Raw genomic sequence first — 19,615 nt, 5'->3', positions numbered from 1 at the left:
CGCCTAACCGCGGTAATAGCCCTCGGCGTCGCAGCCGCGGGCGGCCTGGACCACCAGCTCGCATCCCCGCGCCCGCGCCGCGGCCTTAAGCTGCGGCAGGTGGCTTTCCACCACGGACCCGGGCCAGGAGGTGGTGCGCAGCTGCAGCCCCATGCCGTAAGAGCGGGCGGTGTCCGCGGCGATATCCAGGCTCTGCCACATCCGGTGAGCTACCGCGGAGGTCACCCCGGCCACGGTGGGTAAGTCCCCGGGCAGGCCTTTGACGTCCAGGCCTATCCAGTCCGGCCGGGTGTCCGGATCCGCCAGCAGGCGCCGCAGCCGCGCCGGGCTATAGCCGCTGGTGTGCAGCCCCACCGGGAAACCGGCGGCGTGGGTGCGGCGGATGGCATCGGCCAGCCCGGGCACCGCCAGCGGCTCCCCGCCGGAGACGACCAGGGCATCGATAAGCCCCCTGCGCGCGTCCAACAGGTCGAGCACCTCCTCGAAGCCTGGGACGCCCTCGAAGCCTTGGTCGCCGCCGCCGTTTCCGAGGGGCTGGAGCGCCGGGTTGTGGCAGTAGCGGCAGCGCAGCGGGCAGCCCTGCACGAAGGCCGTGACCGTGAGCTTGCCCGGCCAGTCGCAGGTGGAAAAGGGGATGACCCCCGCGATGGGCAGCGAGGAGCTAGCCGGCCCGGCGGAAGCGCCCGGGGGATTAATGAGCTGGGCCGACATAAGACTCCGCGAAGTACTCGCGCTCGTGGAACTCGCCCTGCTTGCCGGTGTTGAAGCTGGACACGGGCCGGAAATAGCCCATCACGCGGGTCCACATCTCCGTAGCCTCGCCGCACTCCGGGCACTGCGGGTGCTCACCGGAGATATAGCCGTGCGAGGCGCAGATGGAAAACGTCGGCGTGATGGTGATATACGGTAGGCGGAACGTGCTCAGCGCTCGCTTGACCAGCGTGGCGCAGGCATCGCCGGAGGACATGGCCGCACCCATGTACAGGTGCAGGACGGTGCCGCCGGTGTACTTGGACTGCAGATCCTCCTGGGCGGCCAGGGCGCCGAAGGGATCCGGGGTGTGGGCCACCGGCAGCTGCGAGGAGTTGGTGTAGTAGGGCTGCGCCGCGGTGCCGGCCTGCAGGATGTCCGGGAAGCGCTCCTTGTCCTCGCGGGCAAAGCGGTAGGTAGCGCCCTCGGCCGGGGAGGCCTCCAGGTTGTAGAGGTGCCCGGTGCGCTCCTGGGCCTGGGTCAGCAGGGCGTTGACGTGGTCCAGCAGGCGCGCGACCTGGTCGTGGCCCTGCGGATCGGTGAGATCGTAGGCGTCCTGGGTGAAGTTGCGGATCATCTCGTTGCAGCCGTTGACGCCGATGGTGGAGAAGTGGTTGTCCAGGCTGGGCAGCCAGCGCCGCGTGTACGGGTAGAGGCCGCGGTCCAGGTTTTCCTGGACGAAGGCGCGGCGGCGTTCCAGGGTGTCCACGGCCAGGTCGACCAGCTCGTCCACGCGGGCCAGCAGCGCCTCCTCGTCGCCGCGGTAGAGGTAGCCCAGCCGCGCGCAGTTGAGGGTGACCACGCCGATGGAGCCGGTCAGTTCCGCCGAGCCGAACAGGCCGTTGCCGCGCTTGAGCAGTTCGGTCAGGTCGAGCTGCAGCCGGCAGCACATGGAGCGCACCATGCCGGGATCCAGATCCGAGTTGAGGAAGTTCTGGAAATAGGGCAGCCCGTAGCGCGCGGTCATGGTGAACAGGGCCTGGGCGTTCGGGCTGTCCCAGTCGAAGTCCTCGGTGATGTTGTAGGTCGGGATGGGGAAGGTAAACGGGCGGCCGTCGGCGTCCCCGGCGGACATGACCTCCAGGAAGGCGCGGTTGATAAGGTCCATCTCCGCCTGTAGGTCCCCGTAGCTAAAGTCGACGGGCTCGCCGCCGATAAGAGGGGTGATATCCGCCAGGTCGGCCGGGCAGGTCCAGTCGAAGGTGAGGTTGGTAAAGGGTGTTTGCGTGCCCCAGCGCGAGGGCACGTTGAGGTTGAAGACGAACTCCTGCAGGGTCTGCTTCACCTGCTCGTAGCTCAAGTTGTCCAGCCGCACGAAGGGGGCCATGTAGGTGTCGAAGCTGGAGAAGGCCTGCGCGCCCGCCCATTCGTTCTGCAGCGTGCCCAGGAAGTTGACGGCCTGGCCGCACGCGGACGACAAGTGCTTGGGCGGGGCGGAGCTGACCGTGGCGGGCACGCCGCCGAAGCCTTCCTCCAGCAGCTGGCGCAGCGACCAGCCGGCGCAGTAGCCGGAGAGCATGTCCAGGTCGTGGATGTGGAGATCGCCGGCCCGGTGCGCGTGCCCGGCGGCGGGGGAGAAGACGTGGTTGAGCCAGTAGTTGGCGGTGACCTTGCCGGAGGTGTTGAGCACCATCCCGCCCAGGGAGTAGTCCTGGTTGGCATTGGCGTGGATGCGCCAGTCGGCGCGCTCGAGGTACTCGTCCAGGGTGGACTGCACGTCGATGGTCGTGTGCTGCGCAGGGTGTGCGGGAGGCTGGTAAGCCATGGGTGTCCTTTCGGTTCAGGGAAGTGGTGCAGCCGTCGCGGCAGGGCCGGTGCCGCGAGCCCAGGGGTGGGCGAAATAAAAAGCGCTTTCGATGGACAACATAGCTGTAATTTCGAGGGTGTGAGTTAGCCGAAACTCCATATATTCTGGTGCGGTAGCTCACGAACCCAACATGTTGTGGTTTGGGGTCAGGGTTCGCTGCGTGAACCGGAGGCCATGTAGTGGCCGTGACGTCCGCCCCAATCCGCCGTTCGGCCTACCCCTTTGGAGGGGAGGGGGAAGTTCCGTGCACTTTGTCACTGAACTTTCGGTCCGGCGAGTTACAAAATTTTCGGCCCGGCGGTGATTTTTCTTTTTGGCGTGTTATCCGGTAAGGTTCTAAAGGTCTCGTCGTATACGTGCGACGAAGAAGTCTGATCCTTAAACTGGCCGCGGCTAGGGTGAGGTTCTGGACGTGCGGCAGGGCCCCGGAAAAGAGCCCTCATTTTTGCATGTTCAGTCCTCTTATCCGGCGGCCGGCCGTAGAAGTCAACAGAAAGACTGAAAATATGCCAACTATTCAACAGCTGGTCCGCAAGGGCCGCCACAGCAAGCGCGGCGAGGTGTCCACCGCTGCGCTGAAGGGCTCCCCGCAGCGTCGTGGCGTGTGCACCCGCGTGTACACCACCACGCCGAAGAAGCCGAACTCGGCACTGCGTAAGGTCGCCCGTGTTCGTCTGACCTCCGGCATCGAGGTTTCCGCCTACATCCCGGGTGAGGGCCACAACCTGCAGGAGCACTCCATGGTGCTGGTGCGCGGTGGTCGTGTGAAGGACCTTCCGGGTGTCCGTTACAAGATCATCCGTGGCGCGCTGGATACCCAGGGCGTCAAGGACCGTAAGCAAGCTCGTTCCCGTTACGGCGCGAAGAAGGGACAGTAATAAAAAATGCGTAAGAATGCTGCTCCGAAGCGTCCGGTTGTAAAGGATCCCGTTTACCAGTCTGAGCAGGTTACTCAGCTGGTCAACAAGGTCCTTAAGGACGGTAAGAAGTCGACCGCAGAGCGTATCGTCTACGGTGCGCTGGAAATGTGCCGCGAGAAGACCGGTACCGAGCCGGTTGACACGCTGGAAAAGGCTCTGGGCAACATCCGCCCGGATCTCGAGGTTCGCTCCCGCCGTGTCGGTGGCGCTACCTACCAGGTGCCGGTGGAGGTCCGCCCGGGCCGCGCCAACACCCTGGCCCTGCGTTGGCTGGTGACGTTTACCCGCCAGCGTCGTGAGAACACCATGATTGAGCGTCTGGCCAATGAGATCCTGGACGCCTCCAATGGTCTGGGTGCTTCCGTGAAGCGTCGCGAAGACACCCACAAGATGGCCGAGGCCAACCGCGCCTTCGCCCACTACCGCTGGTAATTTCCAGCAGACTGCACGCACATGCCCGAGTAACGACAACCTAGTTTCCGCGCCGTCGCACGGCGCCCATAACTTGATAATCGTTGCTCGGGCATTTGTCTAGCAGGCCACTTTGGGTGTTTTAGGCGCCCATGTGCTGCTAAAGCGGCTTATTAGTGGCACAATTGACCGAGAACTATCCGTTTAACGACTATGAGTTGGGGTAAAGACTGTGGCACAAGAAGTGCTTAAGGATCTGAAGAAGGTCCGCAACATCGGCATCATGGCCCACATCGATGCTGGTAAGACCACCACGACCGAACGTATCTTGTTCTACACCGGTATTAACCGCAAGGTAGGCGAGACCCACGATGGTGCCTCCACGACTGACTGGATGGAGCAGGAGAAGGAGCGCGGCATCACCATTACCTCCGCCGCCGTCACCTGTTTCTGGGAAGGCAACCAGATCAACATCATCGACACCCCGGGCCACGTGGACTTCACCGTTGAGGTGGAGCGTTCCCTGCGTGTTCTGGACGGTGCCGTCGCCGTCTTCGACGGTAAGGAAGGTGTCGAGCCGCAGTCCGAGCAGGTGTGGCGTCAGGCTGCTAAGTACGACGTTCCGCGTATCTGCTTCGTCAACAAGATGGACAAGCTGGGCGCTGACTTCTATTTCACCGTGCAGACCATCATCGACCGCCTGGGCGCTAAGCCGTTGGTCATGCAGCTGCCGATCGGCGCTGAGGATGACTTCGACGGCGTAGTTGACCTGCTCGAGATGAAGGCCATCACCTGGCGCGGCAAGGTCGAGACCGGTGCTGAGCCGACCATCGAGGAGATCCCGGACGACCTCAAGGACAAGGCCGCCGAGTACCGCGAGAAGCTGGTCGAGGCCGTCGCCGAGTCCGACGAAGAGCTGATGGAAAAGTACTTCGGCGGCGAAGAGCTGACCATCGAGGAGCTCAAGGCCGGCATCCGTAAGCTGACCATCAACTCCGAGGTTTACCCGGTCCTGTGCGGTACCGCTTACCGCAACAAGGGTGTCCAGCCGCTGCTGGACGCCGTCATTGACTACCTGCCGACCCCGATGGACGTCGGCGAGGTGCACGGCCACGCCGTGGGCAACGAGGACGAGGACATGACTCGTAAGCCGTCCAAGGACGAGCCGTTTTCCGGTCTGGCCTTCAAGATTGCTGCCCACCCGTTCTTTGGTCAGCTGACCTTCGTGCGCGTCTACTCCGGTCGCGTGGCCCCGGGCGACGAGGTCATCAACTCCACCAAGGGTAAGAAGGAGCGCATCGGCAAGATCTTCCAGATGCACGCCAACAAGGAAAACCCGGTGGATGAGGCCGTGGCCGGCAACATCTACGCCATCATTGGCCTGAAGGACATCACCACCGGTGACACCCTGTGTGCCAAGGATGCCCCGATCATCCTGGAGTCCATGGACTTCCCGGATCCGGTTATCAAGGTCTCCATTGAGCCGAAGACCAAGGCCGACCAGGAGAAGCTGGGTACCGCCATCCAGAAGCTGGCGGACGAGGACCCGACCTTCACCGTCGAACTGGACGAAGAGTCCGGCCAGACCGTCATCGGCGGCATGGGCGAGCTCCACCTGGACGTCCTGGTTGACCGCATGAAGCGCGAGTTCAAGGTCGAGGCCAACATTGGTAACCCGCAGGTCGCTTACCGCGAGACCATTAAGAAGCCGGTGAAGTCCCTGGACTACACCCACAAGAAGCAGACCGGTGGTTCCGGCCAGTTCGCAAAGGTCATCGTCTCCATCGAGCCGTACAACCCGGACCCGGAGACCCTGGAAGAGGGCGAGAACCCGCAGTACCTGTTCGTCAACGAGGTCACCGGTGGCCGTATTCCGAAGGAGTACATCCCGTCCGTCGACGCTGGTATCCAGGACGCCATGCAGTACGGCTACCTGGCAGGCTTCCCGCTGGTCAACATCAAGGCCACCCTGGAAGACGGCGCTTACCACGACGTAGACTCCTCGGAGATGGCCTTCAAGCTGGCCGGCTCCCAGGTCCTGAAGGAGGCCGTCGCCAAGGCGAAGCCGACCCTGCTCGAGCCGCTGATGGCCGTCGAGGTCGTCACCCCGGAGGAGTACATGGGCACCGTCAACGGTGACATCAGCTCCCGCCGTGGCCAGGTCTACGCTATGGAAGACCGCGCCGGCGCCAAGGTCGTCAAGGCCAAGGTCCCGCTGTCCGAGATGTTCGGCTACATCGGCGACCTGCGTTCCTCGACCGCCGGCCGTGCGAACTTCACCATGGTCTTCGACTCCTACGCTGAGGTTCCCTCCAGCGTGGCCCAGGAGATCATCGCTGAGCGCACCGGCAACGCCAGCTAGGGGTATCCACCCCGGCTACCACTTGGGGTTTTCTGACCCCAAAATCCTAGGAAGAGAGCGGGTTTGGTATTCTGCGCTAGGGAATGCCAGGCCCTTCCTAGGGGCTAGGTTGGGTCGGTAGCGGTCGGGCTGAGCCTTGTAATCTCGCAGTGTTAACGCCGCGATAGTGCAGGCTGAGCCGGCCGTTACCGCTCACCTAGGATCCGCAAAGATTCTTGTCGAGAGATAACGTCCGCACTAACTTCCGCGGACAGACTTCCCGCAAGGGCGGTTTGAAATATCCGCGGCATAAATCTAGGATCGTGTAACTGGCACGTAAAGAAAGCGTCATAAGCACGCGGTTACAACCCACGTGCCTATGGCAACTGTCAACCACGTGGCTGCGAAGGTCGTAGCCACCATATAGTCCAGGAGGACATACAGTGGCAAAGGAGAAGTTCGAGCGTTCGAAGCCGCACGTTAACATCGGCACCATCGGACACGTCGACCACGGCAAGACCACCACTACCGCAGCGATCACCAAGGTGCTGGCTGACGAGTACCCGGAAGAGAACACCGCTTTCGCTTTCGACATGATCGATAAGGCTCCGGAGGAGAAGGAGCGCGGTATCACCATCAACATCTCCCACGTTGAGTACTCCACCCCGAAGCGCCACTACGCACACGTGGACGCCCCGGGCCACGCCGACTACATCAAGAACATGATTACCGGCGCTGCTCAGATGGACGGTGCTATCCTGGTCGTCGCCGCTACCGACGGCCCGATGCCGCAGACCCGCGAGCACGTTCTGCTGGCTCGCCAGGTTGGCGTTCCGTACATCCTCGTTGCACTGAACAAGTGCGACATGGTCGATGATGAGGAAATCATCGAGCTGGTCGAGATGGAGATCCGCGAGCTGCTGGGCGAGCAGGACTTCGACGAGGAAGCCCCGATCGTTCACATCTCCGCTCTGAAGGCTCTCGAGGGCGACGAGAAGTGGGTTAAGTCCATCGTCGAACTGATGGATGCCTGCGACGAGTCCATCCCGGACCCGGAGCGCGAGACCGACAAGCCGTTCCTGATGCCGATCGAGGACATCTTCACCATTACCGGCCGCGGCACCGTCGTGACCGGCCGTGTTGAGCGTGGCCGTCTCGAGGTCAACGAGGACGTCGAGATCATCGGTATCAAGGAAAAGTCCATGTCCACCACCGTCACCGGTATCGAGATGTTCCGCAAGATGATGGACTACACCGAGGCTGGCGACAACTGTGGTCTGCTGCTGCGTGGTACCAAGCGCGAAGAGGTCGAGCGTGGCCAGGTCGTCATCAAGCCGGGCGCTTACACCCCGCACACCAAGTTCGAGGGTTCCGTCTACGTCCTGAAGAAGGAAGAGGGCGGCCGCCACACCCCGTTCATGGACAACTACCGTCCGCAGTTCTACTTCCGTACCACCGACGTCACCGGCGTCATCAAGCTGCCGGAAGGCACCGAGATGGTTATGCCGGGCGACAACGTTGAGATGAGCGTCGAGCTGATCCAGCCGGTCGCTATGGACGAGGGCCTGCGCTTCGCTATCCGCGAGGGCTCCCGCACCGTCGGCGCTGGCCGCGTTACCAAGGTCATCGAGTAATCGATACCCCTAACGCGCCGCGCTAAGGCGTAATAGATTGAGCCGCTTCCCCTTTCGGGGAGGCGGCTTTTTCGCGTCTTAGGGCTGGCCGCGTCCCGCGCCGAGGGTGGGCGGGGAAGGCGCATTCCGCGGTGTAATAGAGTTGGACGGGTGCATGATCCAACCCGTATTGAAAAGACCTTGGGCGCGCTCCAGGAGGCCTGGGAGGGCCGGCCGGAGGAGTCCCTGGCCACCATCTTCGCGAAGCTAGCCGAGCGGGGGATTGGCTGGGGCACCAGCGACGAGGACCTGGTTTCTGCGTTGGAGGAGATGTCCCGGCAGCGGCCCGCCCTGCTACCTACCGAGGGCGGGGTGGCTCAGGGCTGCTGGCTGGTCGCCACGCAGGCGCCCACCGCGCGCGTGATGGTCTACCCGGAGCGTATAGTCGTGCGCTCCTTCCGGGATTCGGGCGGGCAGGCGCGCGCCCTGCAGCCGGTCGTCTGGGACTATTCCCGCCTGCGCGCCACCGGACCCGCCCGCCCGCTGGTGGTGGCCGACGCCGAGGGCATAGAGCACCGCCTGGGCGTGTGCGAGTCCCTTAAGCGGGTGGACGACAGGCAGATTGCCAAGGCGCGGGAAATGCTTTCCTGCGCGACCCGGGAGAAGCCCCTGCGGCGCCGGGACGTCGGCAATGTGGTCTGGGTGATAAAGACCGACCAGGGCGAGACGCTGGTGTTAGGCCACGGCCTGCGGGTCTATTCCGCCGGCCGCCGGGACCTGCAGCAGCGAAGCCTCAAATGGGAGAAGATAGAACAATGCCGCCCGGGCGGGCAGATGGTGGTCTGCCTGCCGGGCGGCGAGGTGGCGCGCTTCGGCGCCATCGAGGACGTGCTCGTCGCGGAGTGCTAGGGCCGGGTAACCGGCCCTAGGCCCGCGGCCGGCTAGCGCGCCTTCAGCTTGGAGTAGTGGAGCTTGTACGTGGTGTCCACGTCCATCTCCGGGAAGGCCAGGCGGAAGTCGCTCTCGCACTGCTCGATCTCTGCGCGCAGGTCCGCCAGGGGCTTTTCCGCGCTGCTGATGACGGTGTAGGCGATGGTCGGCCGCTTGCGGTCGTAGGTCACGCGCCGGTCCACGGTCTCCACGCCGTCGAGGTTTTCCAGGGCGCTGGCGATGCCGCCGGCAATCGGGTTCATCGACATGGTCACCTGGCCCTCGTCGTTGGAGGCCGAGGAGGTCAGCTTGTTGAAGCGGTGCGGGCGGGAGTTCGCCACGATGATCCAAAGGCCCAGGATGAAGGCCACGACGGCGGTGCCGGCCAGGACGTAGACCCACCAGGACTGCTCGTTGAGGCTGCCCCAGGCGTCGTGGTTGACCCACTCGGCGGCCTGGTTGGCGAAGCCGACGTCGAAGTGCATCAGGATGGGCCACAGGCCCAGCACGACGAGGACGACGCCCAGCAGGAAAAACAGTAGGCGGTCGACGGTAGCTAGTGCTCTAGACATTGGTTTCGACCTCCTGGACCGGCTCGACGGTCACGCTGACACGCGGGGTGGAATACAGCTCCTGCAGCGCCTGGCTGACGGCCTCTTCCACGCGCGGGGCCAGTGCCGGGTCTTCGGTGTCGCCGTTGACGGTGATCTTGACGTTCTTGTCCGTGGCCTGGGTGCGGGCGGCCGCAACTCCCGGGACCTGGCGGGCCACCGCACTGGAGCGGCGGGCCACATCCACGGCGCGCAGCCAGACCGAGGACCGCTCGGACTCGAGGCGCATGTGGGTCTTCCGGCGCGGCTTGAAGGCCACGATGAGGAAGATTAGCCCCACCACGACAGCGGCCACGCCGGCCCAGACCATCCAGGTCTCCAGGTTCTCCCGGGCCACCAGGTCGGTGACCGGGGTGACCCAGGAGCTGGCGTTGGCGTCCGTGGCCACGAGCCAGGTCTCCCGGCCGGCCACGACGGCCAGCGCGAGCAACAACAGGCCCAGGAAGATGGCCCAGCCGCGCGCGGCGGGGGAGGCCTTGGGCTGCTGGCCCAGGCCGACGATTTCCTTGTTATCGGACTTAGCGGACATCGTAGCCTCCCTTCTGCGGTTGCGGGCGGGACGCCTTCCGGCGGGTATGGAACGGGACGATTTCGGGGCTGCGGACCGTCAGCGGCGTGACCTCGATCTGGCGCAGCGGCTCCGGGCGTGGCGCGTAGACGTGCGCCGGCGACGGATTGGCGGGCCGGATCTCGATGCGGCGCAGCGGCTGGCTGGACGCGGTGCGCACCGGGCGCGGCCAGTGTTCGAAGGCCTCGCCGTGGGCGCGCAAGCGTGCCGGGGCAGGCGCCTGCACCGAGCGCGGGGTGACCGGCTCCGGGGTGACCGGGCTGGTAACCCGTGGCTGGCGCGGCTGCGCAATCTGGCGCGGGCGGAACGGGGAGGCGTCCGCAGACACGGAACGTACCTCCGGCTCGCTGCCGGCGTCGATGGAACGCAGGCGGACCGGCTCAGGGGAGTGGATCTCCGCGAGCTTGTCGATACCGCGGACCGTCTCCGGCTGCCACACCCGGTGCGGGTTGACCTGCGGGCTGAACGCCGCGGCGTGCGGGCGGGCGGCCACGCTGGTCGGGGCGATGCGCTCGCCCGGGACCACGGTGCCCACGGAGACGTTGACCCGGGTGGTCTCGTAATCCGTGTAGGTGCGCGCGGCCTCGGCGATAGCGGCACGGACCTGCTCCGCCACCTGGGTTACGGGCGCGGGCCAGGTCACCGCGATGGAAGCCTCCACCGCCAGGACGCGGCGGTAGGAATCCACCTGGGTGTGCACGCGCGGGAAACCGCGGCCGGCGATACCGGCGAGTTTGGAGTCCACGTCGCAGGTTCCGGGCACGGAACGGATGGCTGCCGTGACCAACTTGTCGAAAGTGCGGATGGAGATATCCGTCGCGCCAGCGTTATCCGCCCCGGCCCCAGTGGGGTTGTTCGGGGTGTCGGTCATTAGCCTTGGCCCTTGTCTTTGCCGATGATGTTGTACCAGATTTCGGAAAGATTAATGCGGCCATCAAAGTGCGCACCGATGACACCGCCGATGGCGCCGAACAGGATCAACAGCAGCACCAGGGGCAGGTTGCCCAGAATGATGGCGAAGGCCAAAACAACACCGGCGATGATGCCGTAAGTGGTGTAGTTGTTCATAGGTTTACCCTTCGTTGGGAAATTAAGAAGTCGGGCGGGTCGCTCGTCTACGAGGTCGGGCCGTCAGCCGGTGGGGTAGCGGAAGAATCCGCGCTTGCTACAGCGGAAGCGTTCGCGACGGCATCAGCGATGCGGACATCCACGCGTTGCAGCTCAGGAACGGTCTCCCGGGCCTTATCGCGCACGCGGTCGGCCAAATCATGGAGATCTGTGGTGCCGGAGAGATCCGCAACCACCTGGATTTCGATCTGGGTGTCGTCGCGCTGGTGCAGTTGGCGGATACCCGGGACGCGTTGGCCAGGGAAATACAGGGAGACTTCCCCGAAGCGTCCGCCGAAGAGCTCGGCGACGCCGGGAAGTCCTTCCAGTGCTGCAGCTAGCCCTTGGGCCTGGTCTGCCTCTAGGAGGAAGCGAGAACGGGGGCTGGGCATGAGTTACTACGCCTGGTTGCCAGCGATGGCCTGCTGCTCGTTGTCGTCGTTATCTTCCTCCGGCAGCTTAACGTCGTGGACGATGACGTCGACGCGGTCAACGTTCAGGCCGGTCATGCGCTCCACGGCGTTCATGATGTTGCGGCGGATGGCCTCGGCCAGCTCGTGGATGGCCACGCCGTACTCGGCGATGATGGCGACCTCGACGGAAGCGGTGCCCTCGGAAACCTCGACGGACACGCCCTGGCGGACGTCCTCGGAAGCACCGAAGGATTCGCGGATGGAGCCCAGCATGCGAGCGCCGCCGCCACCCAGGGCGGAAACGCCGGAGACCTCGCGGGCGGCGATGCCGGAGATCTTGGCAACGACGTCGTCGTCAATGGTGGTGGTGCCGTACTCGGTCTCCAGGTTGGAGTTCACCTTGCGCTGGGAGACCTCCTCGCCGCCAACCTTCTGGGCCGGGGCGTTCTGGGAAGCGGAATCCTGCACCTTGGTCACGTCAGTCTTGGTCTCGTTAGCCGAGTTGTTGTTGGAGTTCTTGCCGGAGTTTGCGGTGTTGTTAGCCACAGCTATTTCCCTTTCAATAATGGGGTTTTGTTTACGACCCAAAGTATACGGAGATTTCCCGGAACCGGCCCGTTATTAATGCAGGGATAGACAAATCTTTATGCAAAGGTGATTTTTAGCACTGTTTGGGCAGTGGTTTGGAAAAAGCGAGTCTACGTGCTTTAATACAAGGGTTGCTTTAACACGGCAGCGTGTCCTTTGGACAGACGGAATGGCCGCGATAGGAAACTACGGCGGAGCTTCCAGAACGAAGAAGGAAGACGCTGGCGCTGGTAAGGCGAACATGACGCTTTCGCATAGGGCCTGCTCCGGCAGGTGCTAACGAAGGTCTAAGGATCGGGCTAGGTCCGCGTTTGAGCAGAGACATCCCGAGAATTAGAACCGGAGAAGGGGCATGGCAAATAAACAGCGGCAGTATAGTAAATCGGTTCGGATTGCCACGTGTAATGCGTGAAAACCGTCCTCGAGTAGCTTGAATTGACTTCGGGTCTTGTACCCCGAAAAGAAGTCGGTGCCTGTTTTTGCCAGGCCGAGCACTTCTTCGTCGTCATGGCAGTCAAGACAACTGGCGTTGCGCCCAGGCCCCTGGCCCGGACAACGTTATAGAGAAATCGAGAAGCAAGTTTCCACCGCTTCACGCCCCGGAAGAACCGGGTATGTGAAAGTGGGAAAGCGAGAAAGAGGATAAGCGTGGCGGGACAAAAAATCCGCATTCGGCTGAAGGCCTATGACCACGAGGCTATCGACGCTTCTGCCAAGAAGATCGTCGAAACTGTCACCCGCACGGGTGCCCGTGTCGTTGGCCCGGTGCCGCTGCCGACCGAAAAGAACGTATACGCCGTTATTCGTTCTCCACACAAGTACAAGGACTCTCGCGAGCACTTCGAAATGCGCACCCACAAGCGCCTGATCGACATTCTCGACCCGACGCCGAAGACCGTTGACGCCCTGATGCGCATCGATCTTCCGGCAAGTGTCGACGTGAACATTCAGTGATCGACGAATAGAACTTTGGTGGAGAAATACTAATGAGTGAAAACGAGATCAAGGGCATTCTGGGCCGCAAGCTCGGCATGACCCAGGTCTTTGACGAGGAGAACCGCGTTGTGCCGGTCACCGTCGTCGAGGCTGGGCCGTGCGTTGTCACCCAGATTCGTACCGCAGAAACCGATGGCTACAACGCCATCCAGATCGCCTTCGGCGACATGGATCCCCGCAAGGCTAAGAAGCCGGCCGCTGGCCACTTCAAGAAGGCTGGCGTGACCCCGCGTCGCCACGTGGCCGAGATCCGCATGGACGACACCTCCGCTTACGAGGTCGGCCAGGACGTGACCGTTGAGATCTTCGAAGGCGTTGACTTCGTGGATGTCACCGGCACCACCAAGGGCCACGGCTACGCCGGCGCCATGAAGCGCCACGGCTTCGCCGGCCAGGGCGCTGCCCACGGTAACCAGGCTGCTCACCGCCGCGTCGGCGGTATCGGCGGCGCTGCTACCCCGGGCCGCGTCTTCAAGGGTAAGCGCATGGCTGGCCGCATGGGCCAGGACCGCGTTACCACGCAAAACCTGAAGGTTCAGAAGATCGATGCCGAGTCCAACCTGCTGCTCATCAAGGGTGCTATCCCGGGTGCGCGCGGCGGACTCGTCACCGTTAAGACCGCAGTGAAGGGCGGTGCACACGCATGAGCAACCTTAAGCTAGACGTCCAGACCGCTGAGGGTAAGACCAACGGCTCCGTGGAGCTGCCGGCTGAAATCTTTGACACCGAGGCATCCATCGCTTTGATGCACCAGGTCGTCACCGCTCAGCTGGCCGGCGCCCGTCAGGGCACCCACGCCACCAAGACCCGCGGCGATGTCCGCGGCGGTGGCCGCAAGCCGTTCCGCCAGAAGGGCACCGGCCGAGCTCGTCAGGGCTCCATCCGCGCCCCGCACTACACTGGCGGCGGCACCGTGCACGGTCCGCAGCCGCGTAACTACGCGCAGCGTACCCCGAAGAAGATGATCAAGGCTGCTCTCTTCGGCGCACTGTCCGACCGTGCTCGCAACGAGCGCATCCACGTCATCGAAGAGCTGGTTCCGGGCCAGAAGCCGTCCACCAAGTCGGCTAAGGCCTTCCTCGAGCGCCTGACCGACCGCAAGAACGTGCTGCTGGTCATCGGCCGCGAGGACCTGAACGCTCGCCGCAGCGCCAACAACCTGGAAAACGTCCACATCCTGGACGCTGGCCAGCTGAACACCTACGACGTCCTGAACGCGGACGACGTTGTGTTCTCCGTTGAGGCTCTGCATACCTTCGTCAACCGTGTCAACGGCGCTGACGAGGCCAAGGAGGTCAACAATGGCTAAGACCGTTAACCCGCGCGATATCATCATCGCCCCGGTCGTCTCTGAAAAGTCCTACGGCCTGATGGAGCAGAACGTCTACACGTTCTTCGTCGCCAAGGACTCCAACAAGACCCAAATCAAAGATGCCGTAGAGCAGATCTTCGGCGTGAAGGTCGACTCCGTCAACACCGTTAACCGCGAGGGCAAGCTGAAGCGCACCCGCACCGGTTTCGGCCGACGCAAGTCCACCAAGCGCGCCTACGTGACGCTCCGTGAGGGCAGCGACTCCATCGACATCTTCGGCGCTGGCGCCTAAGAGGAAAGTCGAGAAGTAAGGAAGAATTATGGCTATTCGTAAGTACAAGCCGACAACTCCGGGTCGCCGCGCATCCTCCGTGTCTAAGTTCGAGGAAATCACTCGTTCTACTCCGGAGAAGTCCCTGCTGCGTCCCCTGAGCAAGACCGGCGGCCGTAACAACTACGGTCGCATCACCACCCGCCACATCGGCGGTGGCCACAAGCGCCGTTACCGTCTGATCGACTTCCGTCGTAACGACAAGGACGGCATCCCGGCAAAGGTCGCTCACATCGAGTACGACCCGAACCGCACCGCAAACATCGCTCTGCTCCACTACGTGGACGGCGAGAAGCGCTACATCATCGCACCGAAGGGCCTGAAGCAGGGCACCATGGTCGAGTCTGGCGCCAACGCCGATATCAAGACCGGTAACAACTTGCCGCTGCGCAACATCCCGACCGGTACCATCATCCACGCTGTAGAGCTGAAGCCGGGCGCCGGCGCTAAGCTGGCCCGCTCCGCTGGTGCTTCCATCCAGCTGCTGGGTAAGGAAGGCAAGTACGCAGTCCTGCGTATGCCGTCTTCCGAAATCCGCCGCGTGGACATCCGCTGCCGCGCCACCGTCGGTGAGGTCGGCAACGCTGACCAGATGAACATCCGCTGGGGCAAGGCCGGCCGTCTGCGTTGGAAGGGCGTTCGCCCGACCGTCCGTGGTGTTGTTATGAACCCGGTCGACCACCCGCACGGTGGTGGTGAGGGTAAGACTTCCGGTGGTCGCCACCCGGTTTCCCCGTGGGGCCAGAAGGAAGGCCGGACCCGCAACCCGAACCGTTACTCCAACAACATGATCGTGCGCCGTCGTCGCCCGAACAAGAAGCGCTAAGAGGAGGTAAAAAATGCCACGCAGCCTAAAGAAGGGCCCCTTCGTCGATGAGCACCTCCTCAACAAGGTAGATGCTCAGAACGAGGCAGGCACCAAGCAGGTCATCAAGACCTGGTCCCGCCGTTCGACCATTTTGCCGGACTTCATTGGCCACACCTTCGCCGTCCACGACGGCCGGAAGCACGTGCCGGTGTTTGTCGACGACTCCATGGTCGGCCACAAACTGGGCGAGTTCGCCCCCACCAAGACCTTTAAGGGTCACGTCAAGGATGACAAGAAGGGACGTCGATAAGCGATGAGTGACACCATCACCAACGCCAGCGCTACGGCCCGTTACGTCCGCGTAACCCCGATGAAGGCGCGCCGCGTTATCGACCTGGTACGCGGTAAGTCCGTATCCGAGGCACTGGCAATCCTGAAGTACGCCCCGCAGGGCGCTGCTAAGCCGGTCGCTAAGGTCGTTGCCTCGGCCGCTGCTAACGCTGAGAACAACTTCGGGCTCGACCCGAAGACCCTGGTCATCTCCGAGGCTTACGCCAACGAGGGTCCGACCATGCGTCGTTTCCAGCCGCGCGCCCAGGGCCGCGCATTCATGATCCGTAAGCGCACCAGCCACATCACCGTGGTGGTCGAGAGCCAGCAGGAAGGGGCCAAGTAATGGGCCAGAAAATCCATCCTCACGGCCTACGTTTGGGCATCACTTCCGACTGGAAGACCCACTGGTACGCCGATAAGGACGACTACGCAAAGTACGTAGCCGAAGACATCAAGATCCGCGAGTACCTGTCCACGGGTCTCGAGCGCGCCGGCATCGCCGACGTCGTCATCGAGCGCACCCGTGACCGCGTCCGCGTCGACATTCACACCGCCCGCCCGGGCATCGTGATCGGTCGCCGCGGTGCTGAGGCCGACCGCATCCGCCGTGGGCTGGAAAAGCTCACCGGCAAGATGGTTGCCCTCAACATCCTCGAGGTCAAGCAGGTCGACGCCAACGCCACCCTGGTTGCTCAGTCCATCGCTGAGCAGCTGGTCAACCGCGTTGCTTTCCGTCGCGCCATGCGCAAGGCCATCCAGTCCGCTATGCGCCAGCCGCAGGTCAAGGGCATCAAGGTCCTCTGCTCTGGTCGTCTGGGCGGCGCCGAGATGTCCCGCACCGAGCGCTACCACGAAGGCCGCGTTCCGCTGCACACCCTGCGTGCGGAAATCGACTACGGGACCGCAGAGGCCCACACCACCTTCGGCCGCATCGGCATCAAGGTGTGGATCTACAAGGGTGACGTTGTCGGCGGCGTACGCGAATCCGAACTGAACGCTCCGGCGCAGGGCCGCGGCCGCGACCGTGGTGGTCGTTCCCGCCGTGGCGGCCAGCGCCGTCAGCGCGCACAGCAGAAGCAGGAGGGCTAATCCATGCTGATTCCTAAGCGCGTCAAGTACCGTCGTCAGCACCGCCCGGGTCGGCGCGGTGTCTCCAAGGGCGGTAACCGCATCAACTTCGGTGATTTCGCCATCCAGGCTCTGGAGCCGGCTTATATCACCAACCGTCAGATTGAGGCCGCACGTATTGCCATCAACCGCCACGTCAAGCGCGGCGGCAAGGTGTGGATCAACATCTTCCCGGACCGTCCGTTGACCCAGAAGCCGCTCGGCGTTCGTATGGGTTCCGGTAAGGGCCCGGTCGAGAAGTGGGTGGCTAACGTCAAGCCGGGCCGCGTTCTTTTCGAGATGAGCTACCCGAACGAGGCCACCGCTATCGAGGCTCTGCGCCGTGCCGGCCAGAAGCTTCCGTGCAAGGTCCGCATCATCAAGAAGGAGGACCAGTTCTAATGGCTACCGGTACCCCCGCCCACGAGTTCCGCGAGCTCGACAATTCCGAGCTGGAAAACCGCCTGAAGGATGCGAAGGAAGAGCTGTTCAACCTCCGTTTCCAGAAGGCAACTGGCCAGCTGACCAACAACCGCCGCGTCAGCGTTGTAAAGCGCGACATCGCCCGCATTTACACCGTTCTGCGTGAGCGCGAGTTGGGCCTGTCCGTTGCTCCGGGAGCTGAGGCTTAATCATGAGTGAGGCAAACGTGACTGAATCCAAGAAGCAACCGACTCCGAAGAAGGAGAAGGAAAAGGGCGCCCGCAAGGTCCGCACCGGCTACGTGGTTTCTGACAAGATGCAGAAGACTATTGTCGTCGAGCTCGAAGACCGTAAGCAGCACGCCCTGTACGGCAAGATCATGCGCTCCAACTCCAAGGTGAAGGCGCACGACGAAGACGAGATCGCCGGCGTCGGCGACCGCGTCCGCATCGCCGAGACCCGCCCGCTGTCCAAGGACAAGCACTTCCGTCTCGTCGAGATCGTCGAGAAGGCTAAGTAAAACCTAGCCCTTTCGCTATTACGCGATGAAGGCCCGCAGCAACCATGTGGTTGACTGCGGGCTTTTTGCATTCCCGCTTCCCGCACCTGCGCAAACAGGCCGGCGGCGTGTGGCAGAATGAAAAGATGAGGGATTTGAGTTAAGGGGCCGGCATGTGGTTGAATATTAGGGTTGCTAAAAGCTTGGTCGGCGCGCGGTGCGTTCCGAACCGCAGCCCCGAGACCCCTCGACATGTTCGTTGTAAGGCTTTAGCTCCAATCATGTAAGTAGACCAGGTGTGGCAAGGACGGAAATCTTGTCGCACGTTAATCCAGGTCAGGAGACCCATAGTGATTCAGCAAGAATCGCGCCTGCGCGTCGCCGATAACTCGGGTGCACGAGAGCTGCTCGTCATCCGCCCACTCGGCGGCTCCGTACGTCGCTTCGCTGGCATCGGTGACGTCGTCGTCGCCACTGTCAAGGAAGCCGTACCAGGCGGAAACGTTAAAGAAGGTGACGTCGTCAAGGCCGTCATCGTCCGCGCCAAGAAGGAAACCCGTCGTCCGGACGGCTCCTACATCCGCTTTGATGAGAACGCTGCTGTCATCCTGAAGGGTGAGAGCGAGCCCCGCGGTACCCGTATCTTCGGGCCGGTCGCTCGTGAGCTGCGTGACAAGCGCTTCATGCGCATCGTTTCTCTCGCCCCGGAGGTGATCTAGTCTTATGAAGATTCATAAGGGAGATATGGTCGTTGTCATCTCGGGCCCGGATAAGGGTGCCCAGGGCAAGGTCATCGAGGCATACCCGAAGCGCGAGAAGGTCCTCGTCGAGGGCGTCAACCGCATCAAGAAGCACGTCGCCAACTCCGCTACCGAGCGCGGTGCTGAGTCCGGCGGAATCGTGACCCAGGAGGCTCCGATCCACGTGTCCAACGTTGCGATCCTGGACTCCGAGGGCAAGCCGACCCGCGTGGGCTACCGTTTCGACGAAAACGGCAAGAAGGTCCGTATCGCGCGTAGCAACGGGAAGGACATCTAAACATGAGCGAGAACTACACCCCGCGCCTGAAGGCGCGCTACCGCGACGAAATCAAGAACACCCTCAACGAGGAGTTCCACTACGACAACGTCATGCAGATTCCGGGCGTGACCAAGGTTGTGGTCAACATGGGCGTCGGCGACGCTGCCCGTGACTCCAAGCTGATCAACGGTGCACTGGAAGACTTGGCCCTGATCACTGGCCAGAAGCCGCAGCTGCGCCGCGCCCGCAAGTCCATCGCAAACTTCAAGCTGCGTGAGGGCATGCCGATCGGCGCCCGCGTCACCCTGCGTGGCGACCGCATGTGGGAGTTCCTGGACCGCCTGCTGACCATCGCGCTGCCGCGTATTCGCGACTTCCGCGGTCTGTCTGATCAGCAGTTCGACGGCCACGGCAACTACACCTTCGGCCTGTCCGAGCAGTCCATGTTCTACGAGATCGACATCGACAAGATCGATCGCCCCCGTGGTATGGACATCACGGTCGTGACCACCGCTACCAACGACGACGAAGGCCGCAAGCTCCTGCGCGAGCTGGGCTTCCCGTTCAAGTAAGGTAGCCAGCCGAGCTCTCAGTCCAACCAAGGCTAGGAACTCGGGCTAAGCAAGAACCCCGGCGGGTACTCACACGAAGTGAACTGGCCCCCGAAAGTTGGACTGGTTTTAATTCTAGGCGGTTAGGGCTTCAAGGGTCTGATTTCGATATTGCA

General features: G+C 62.9%; 27 protein-coding genes. 19 read left to right on the top strand and 8 right to left on the bottom strand.

Going from position 1 to position 19,615, the window contains the following annotated elements:
• Nucleotides 1-3 precede the first annotated feature (3 nt).
• On the bottom strand, nt 4-711 hold the full coding sequence (locus ACEE23_RS08835) for an anaerobic ribonucleoside-triphosphate reductase activating protein (RefSeq protein WP_448871566.1): 708 nt from the start codon (nt 709-711) through the stop codon (nt 4-6).
• Complete coding sequence (locus tag ACEE23_RS08830; RefSeq protein WP_448871564.1) at nt 692-2,515, bottom strand: ribonucleoside triphosphate reductase; 1,824 nt, start codon at nt 2,513-2,515, stop codon at nt 692-694. The genes ACEE23_RS08835 and ACEE23_RS08830 overlap by 20 nt, the downstream gene beginning before the upstream one ends.
• Before the next feature lie 548 nt (nt 2,516-3,063).
• Between ACEE23_RS08830 and rpsL the strand changes: the two genes are divergently transcribed.
• The 5 genes from rpsL to ACEE23_RS08805 all read left to right on the top strand — a co-directional run bounded on the left by rpsL (nt 3,064) and on the right by ACEE23_RS08805 (nt 8,751).
• On the top strand, nt 3,064-3,435 hold the full coding sequence (gene rpsL / locus ACEE23_RS08825; protein ID WP_070768184.1) for a 30S ribosomal protein S12: 372 nt from the start codon (nt 3,064-3,066) through the stop codon (nt 3,433-3,435).
• A gap of 6 nt (nt 3,436-3,441) precedes the next feature.
• A complete protein-coding gene (gene rpsG, locus ACEE23_RS08820; protein ID WP_070768185.1) occupies nt 3,442-3,909 on the top strand; it encodes a 30S ribosomal protein S7 in 468 nt (155 codons plus the stop codon).
• A gap of 211 nt (nt 3,910-4,120) precedes the next feature.
• The gene (gene fusA, locus ACEE23_RS08815; RefSeq protein ID WP_448871562.1) at nt 4,121-6,250 is read left to right on the top strand and encodes an elongation factor G; all 2,130 of its coding nucleotides are present in this window, start codon (nt 4,121-4,123) and stop codon (nt 6,248-6,250) included.
• 422 nt (nt 6,251-6,672) lie between these two features.
• Nucleotides 6,673-7,863 (top strand): elongation factor Tu, encoded by a 1,191-nt coding sequence (gene tuf / locus ACEE23_RS08810; protein WP_448871560.1) that lies wholly within the window; start codon nt 6,673-6,675, stop codon nt 7,861-7,863.
• 150 nt (nt 7,864-8,013) lie between these two features.
• Nucleotides 8,014-8,751 carry a hypothetical protein gene (locus ACEE23_RS08805; protein ID WP_448871558.1) on the top strand — a complete coding sequence of 246 codons (738 nt, stop codon included), beginning with the start codon at nt 8,014-8,016 and terminating at the stop codon, nt 8,749-8,751.
• 32 nt (nt 8,752-8,783) lie between these two features.
• Here the strand turns inward: ACEE23_RS08805 and amaP are convergent, their stop codons facing one another.
• The 6 genes from amaP to ACEE23_RS08775 are packed head-to-tail and all read right to left on the bottom strand — an operon-like array spanning nt 8,784 to nt 11,939.
• Entirely contained in the window at nt 8,784-9,344 is a 561-nt protein-coding gene (gene amaP, locus ACEE23_RS08800; RefSeq protein ID WP_448871556.1) for an alkaline shock response membrane anchor protein AmaP, read from the bottom strand.
• A complete protein-coding gene (locus ACEE23_RS08795) occupies nt 9,337-9,912 on the bottom strand; it encodes a DUF6286 domain-containing protein (protein ID WP_448871554.1) in 576 nt (191 codons plus the stop codon). The genes amaP and ACEE23_RS08795 overlap by 8 nt, the downstream gene beginning before the upstream one ends.
• On the bottom strand, nt 9,902-10,822 hold the full coding sequence (locus ACEE23_RS08790) for an Asp23/Gls24 family envelope stress response protein (protein WP_448873579.1): 921 nt from the start codon (nt 10,820-10,822) through the stop codon (nt 9,902-9,904). The genes ACEE23_RS08795 and ACEE23_RS08790 overlap by 11 nt, the downstream gene beginning before the upstream one ends.
• A complete protein-coding gene (locus ACEE23_RS08785; protein ID WP_448871550.1) occupies nt 10,822-11,019 on the bottom strand; it encodes a hypothetical protein in 198 nt (65 codons plus the stop codon). The genes ACEE23_RS08790 and ACEE23_RS08785 overlap by 1 nt, the downstream gene beginning before the upstream one ends.
• 47 nt (nt 11,020-11,066) lie before the next feature.
• Nucleotides 11,067-11,450, bottom strand: coding sequence for a hypothetical protein (locus tag ACEE23_RS08780; RefSeq protein ID WP_448871548.1), 384 nt, complete (start codon nt 11,448-11,450; stop codon nt 11,067-11,069).
• Nucleotides 11,451-11,456: 6 nt separating this feature from the next.
• Nucleotides 11,457-11,939 carry an Asp23/Gls24 family envelope stress response protein gene (locus tag ACEE23_RS08775; protein ID WP_448871610.1) on the bottom strand — a complete coding sequence of 161 codons (483 nt, stop codon included), beginning with the start codon at nt 11,937-11,939 and terminating at the stop codon, nt 11,457-11,459.
• 768 nt (nt 11,940-12,707) lie between these two features.
• On the opposite strand from ACEE23_RS08775, the gene rpsJ reads away from it, so the two are divergent.
• From rpsJ to rplE, 14 genes are all read left to right on the top strand, one after another.
• Entirely contained in the window at nt 12,708-13,013 is a 306-nt protein-coding gene (rpsJ, locus tag ACEE23_RS08770) for a 30S ribosomal protein S10 (RefSeq protein ID WP_003848085.1), read from the top strand.
• Between the two features lie 32 nt (nt 13,014-13,045).
• Complete coding sequence (gene rplC / locus ACEE23_RS08765; protein ID WP_448871546.1) at nt 13,046-13,702, top strand: 50S ribosomal protein L3; 657 nt, start codon at nt 13,046-13,048, stop codon at nt 13,700-13,702.
• The gene (rplD, locus tag ACEE23_RS08760) at nt 13,699-14,364 is read left to right on the top strand and encodes a 50S ribosomal protein L4 (protein ID WP_448871544.1); all 666 of its coding nucleotides are present in this window, start codon (nt 13,699-13,701) and stop codon (nt 14,362-14,364) included. The genes rplC and rplD overlap by 4 nt, the downstream gene beginning before the upstream one ends.
• Nucleotides 14,357-14,659: a 50S ribosomal protein L23 gene (gene rplW / locus ACEE23_RS08755; protein ID WP_070768196.1), complete on the top strand. Its 303-nt coding sequence runs from the start codon at nt 14,357-14,359 to the stop codon at nt 14,657-14,659. The genes rplD and rplW overlap by 8 nt, the downstream gene beginning before the upstream one ends.
• Nucleotides 14,660-14,687: 28 nt before the next feature.
• Nucleotides 14,688-15,524, top strand: a complete 837-nt coding sequence (gene rplB, locus ACEE23_RS08750) for a 50S ribosomal protein L2 (protein WP_368520780.1) — start codon at nt 14,688-14,690, stop codon at nt 15,522-15,524.
• A gap of 13 nt (nt 15,525-15,537) precedes the next feature.
• Complete coding sequence (gene rpsS, locus ACEE23_RS08745; protein WP_040084843.1) at nt 15,538-15,816, top strand: 30S ribosomal protein S19; 279 nt, start codon at nt 15,538-15,540, stop codon at nt 15,814-15,816.
• Between the two features lie 3 nt (nt 15,817-15,819).
• Nucleotides 15,820-16,182, top strand: coding sequence for a 50S ribosomal protein L22 (rplV, locus tag ACEE23_RS08740; RefSeq protein ID WP_070768198.1), 363 nt, complete (start codon nt 15,820-15,822; stop codon nt 16,180-16,182).
• Nucleotides 16,182-16,928: a 30S ribosomal protein S3 gene (gene rpsC / locus ACEE23_RS08735; RefSeq protein ID WP_070768199.1), complete on the top strand. Its 747-nt coding sequence runs from the start codon at nt 16,182-16,184 to the stop codon at nt 16,926-16,928. The genes rplV and rpsC overlap by 1 nt, the downstream gene beginning before the upstream one ends.
• 3 nt (nt 16,929-16,931) lie before the next feature.
• Complete coding sequence (gene rplP, locus ACEE23_RS08730) at nt 16,932-17,348, top strand: 50S ribosomal protein L16 (protein ID WP_448871540.1); 417 nt, start codon at nt 16,932-16,934, stop codon at nt 17,346-17,348.
• Nucleotides 17,348-17,578 (top strand): 50S ribosomal protein L29, encoded by a 231-nt coding sequence (rpmC, locus tag ACEE23_RS08725; protein WP_070768201.1) that lies wholly within the window; start codon nt 17,348-17,350, stop codon nt 17,576-17,578. The genes rplP and rpmC overlap by 1 nt, the downstream gene beginning before the upstream one ends.
• Before the next feature lie 2 nt (nt 17,579-17,580).
• Nucleotides 17,581-17,889, top strand: a complete 309-nt coding sequence (gene rpsQ / locus ACEE23_RS08720) for a 30S ribosomal protein S17 (RefSeq protein ID WP_070768202.1) — start codon at nt 17,581-17,583, stop codon at nt 17,887-17,889.
• 329 nt (nt 17,890-18,218) lie between these two features.
• On the top strand, nt 18,219-18,587 hold the full coding sequence (rplN, locus tag ACEE23_RS08715) for a 50S ribosomal protein L14 (protein ID WP_070768203.1): 369 nt from the start codon (nt 18,219-18,221) through the stop codon (nt 18,585-18,587).
• 4 nt (nt 18,588-18,591) lie between these two features.
• Entirely contained in the window at nt 18,592-18,906 is a 315-nt protein-coding gene (gene rplX / locus ACEE23_RS08710; protein WP_070768204.1) for a 50S ribosomal protein L24, read from the top strand.
• Between the two features lie 2 nt (nt 18,907-18,908).
• Nucleotides 18,909-19,460 (top strand): 50S ribosomal protein L5, encoded by a 552-nt coding sequence (gene rplE, locus ACEE23_RS08705; RefSeq protein ID WP_070768205.1) that lies wholly within the window; start codon nt 18,909-18,911, stop codon nt 19,458-19,460.
• Nucleotides 19,461-19,615 lie beyond the last annotated feature (155 nt).

The organism is Corynebacterium sp. 32222D000AT (genome assembly GCF_053546955.1).
This window is presented reverse-complemented; position numbering and strand designations above follow the sequence as displayed.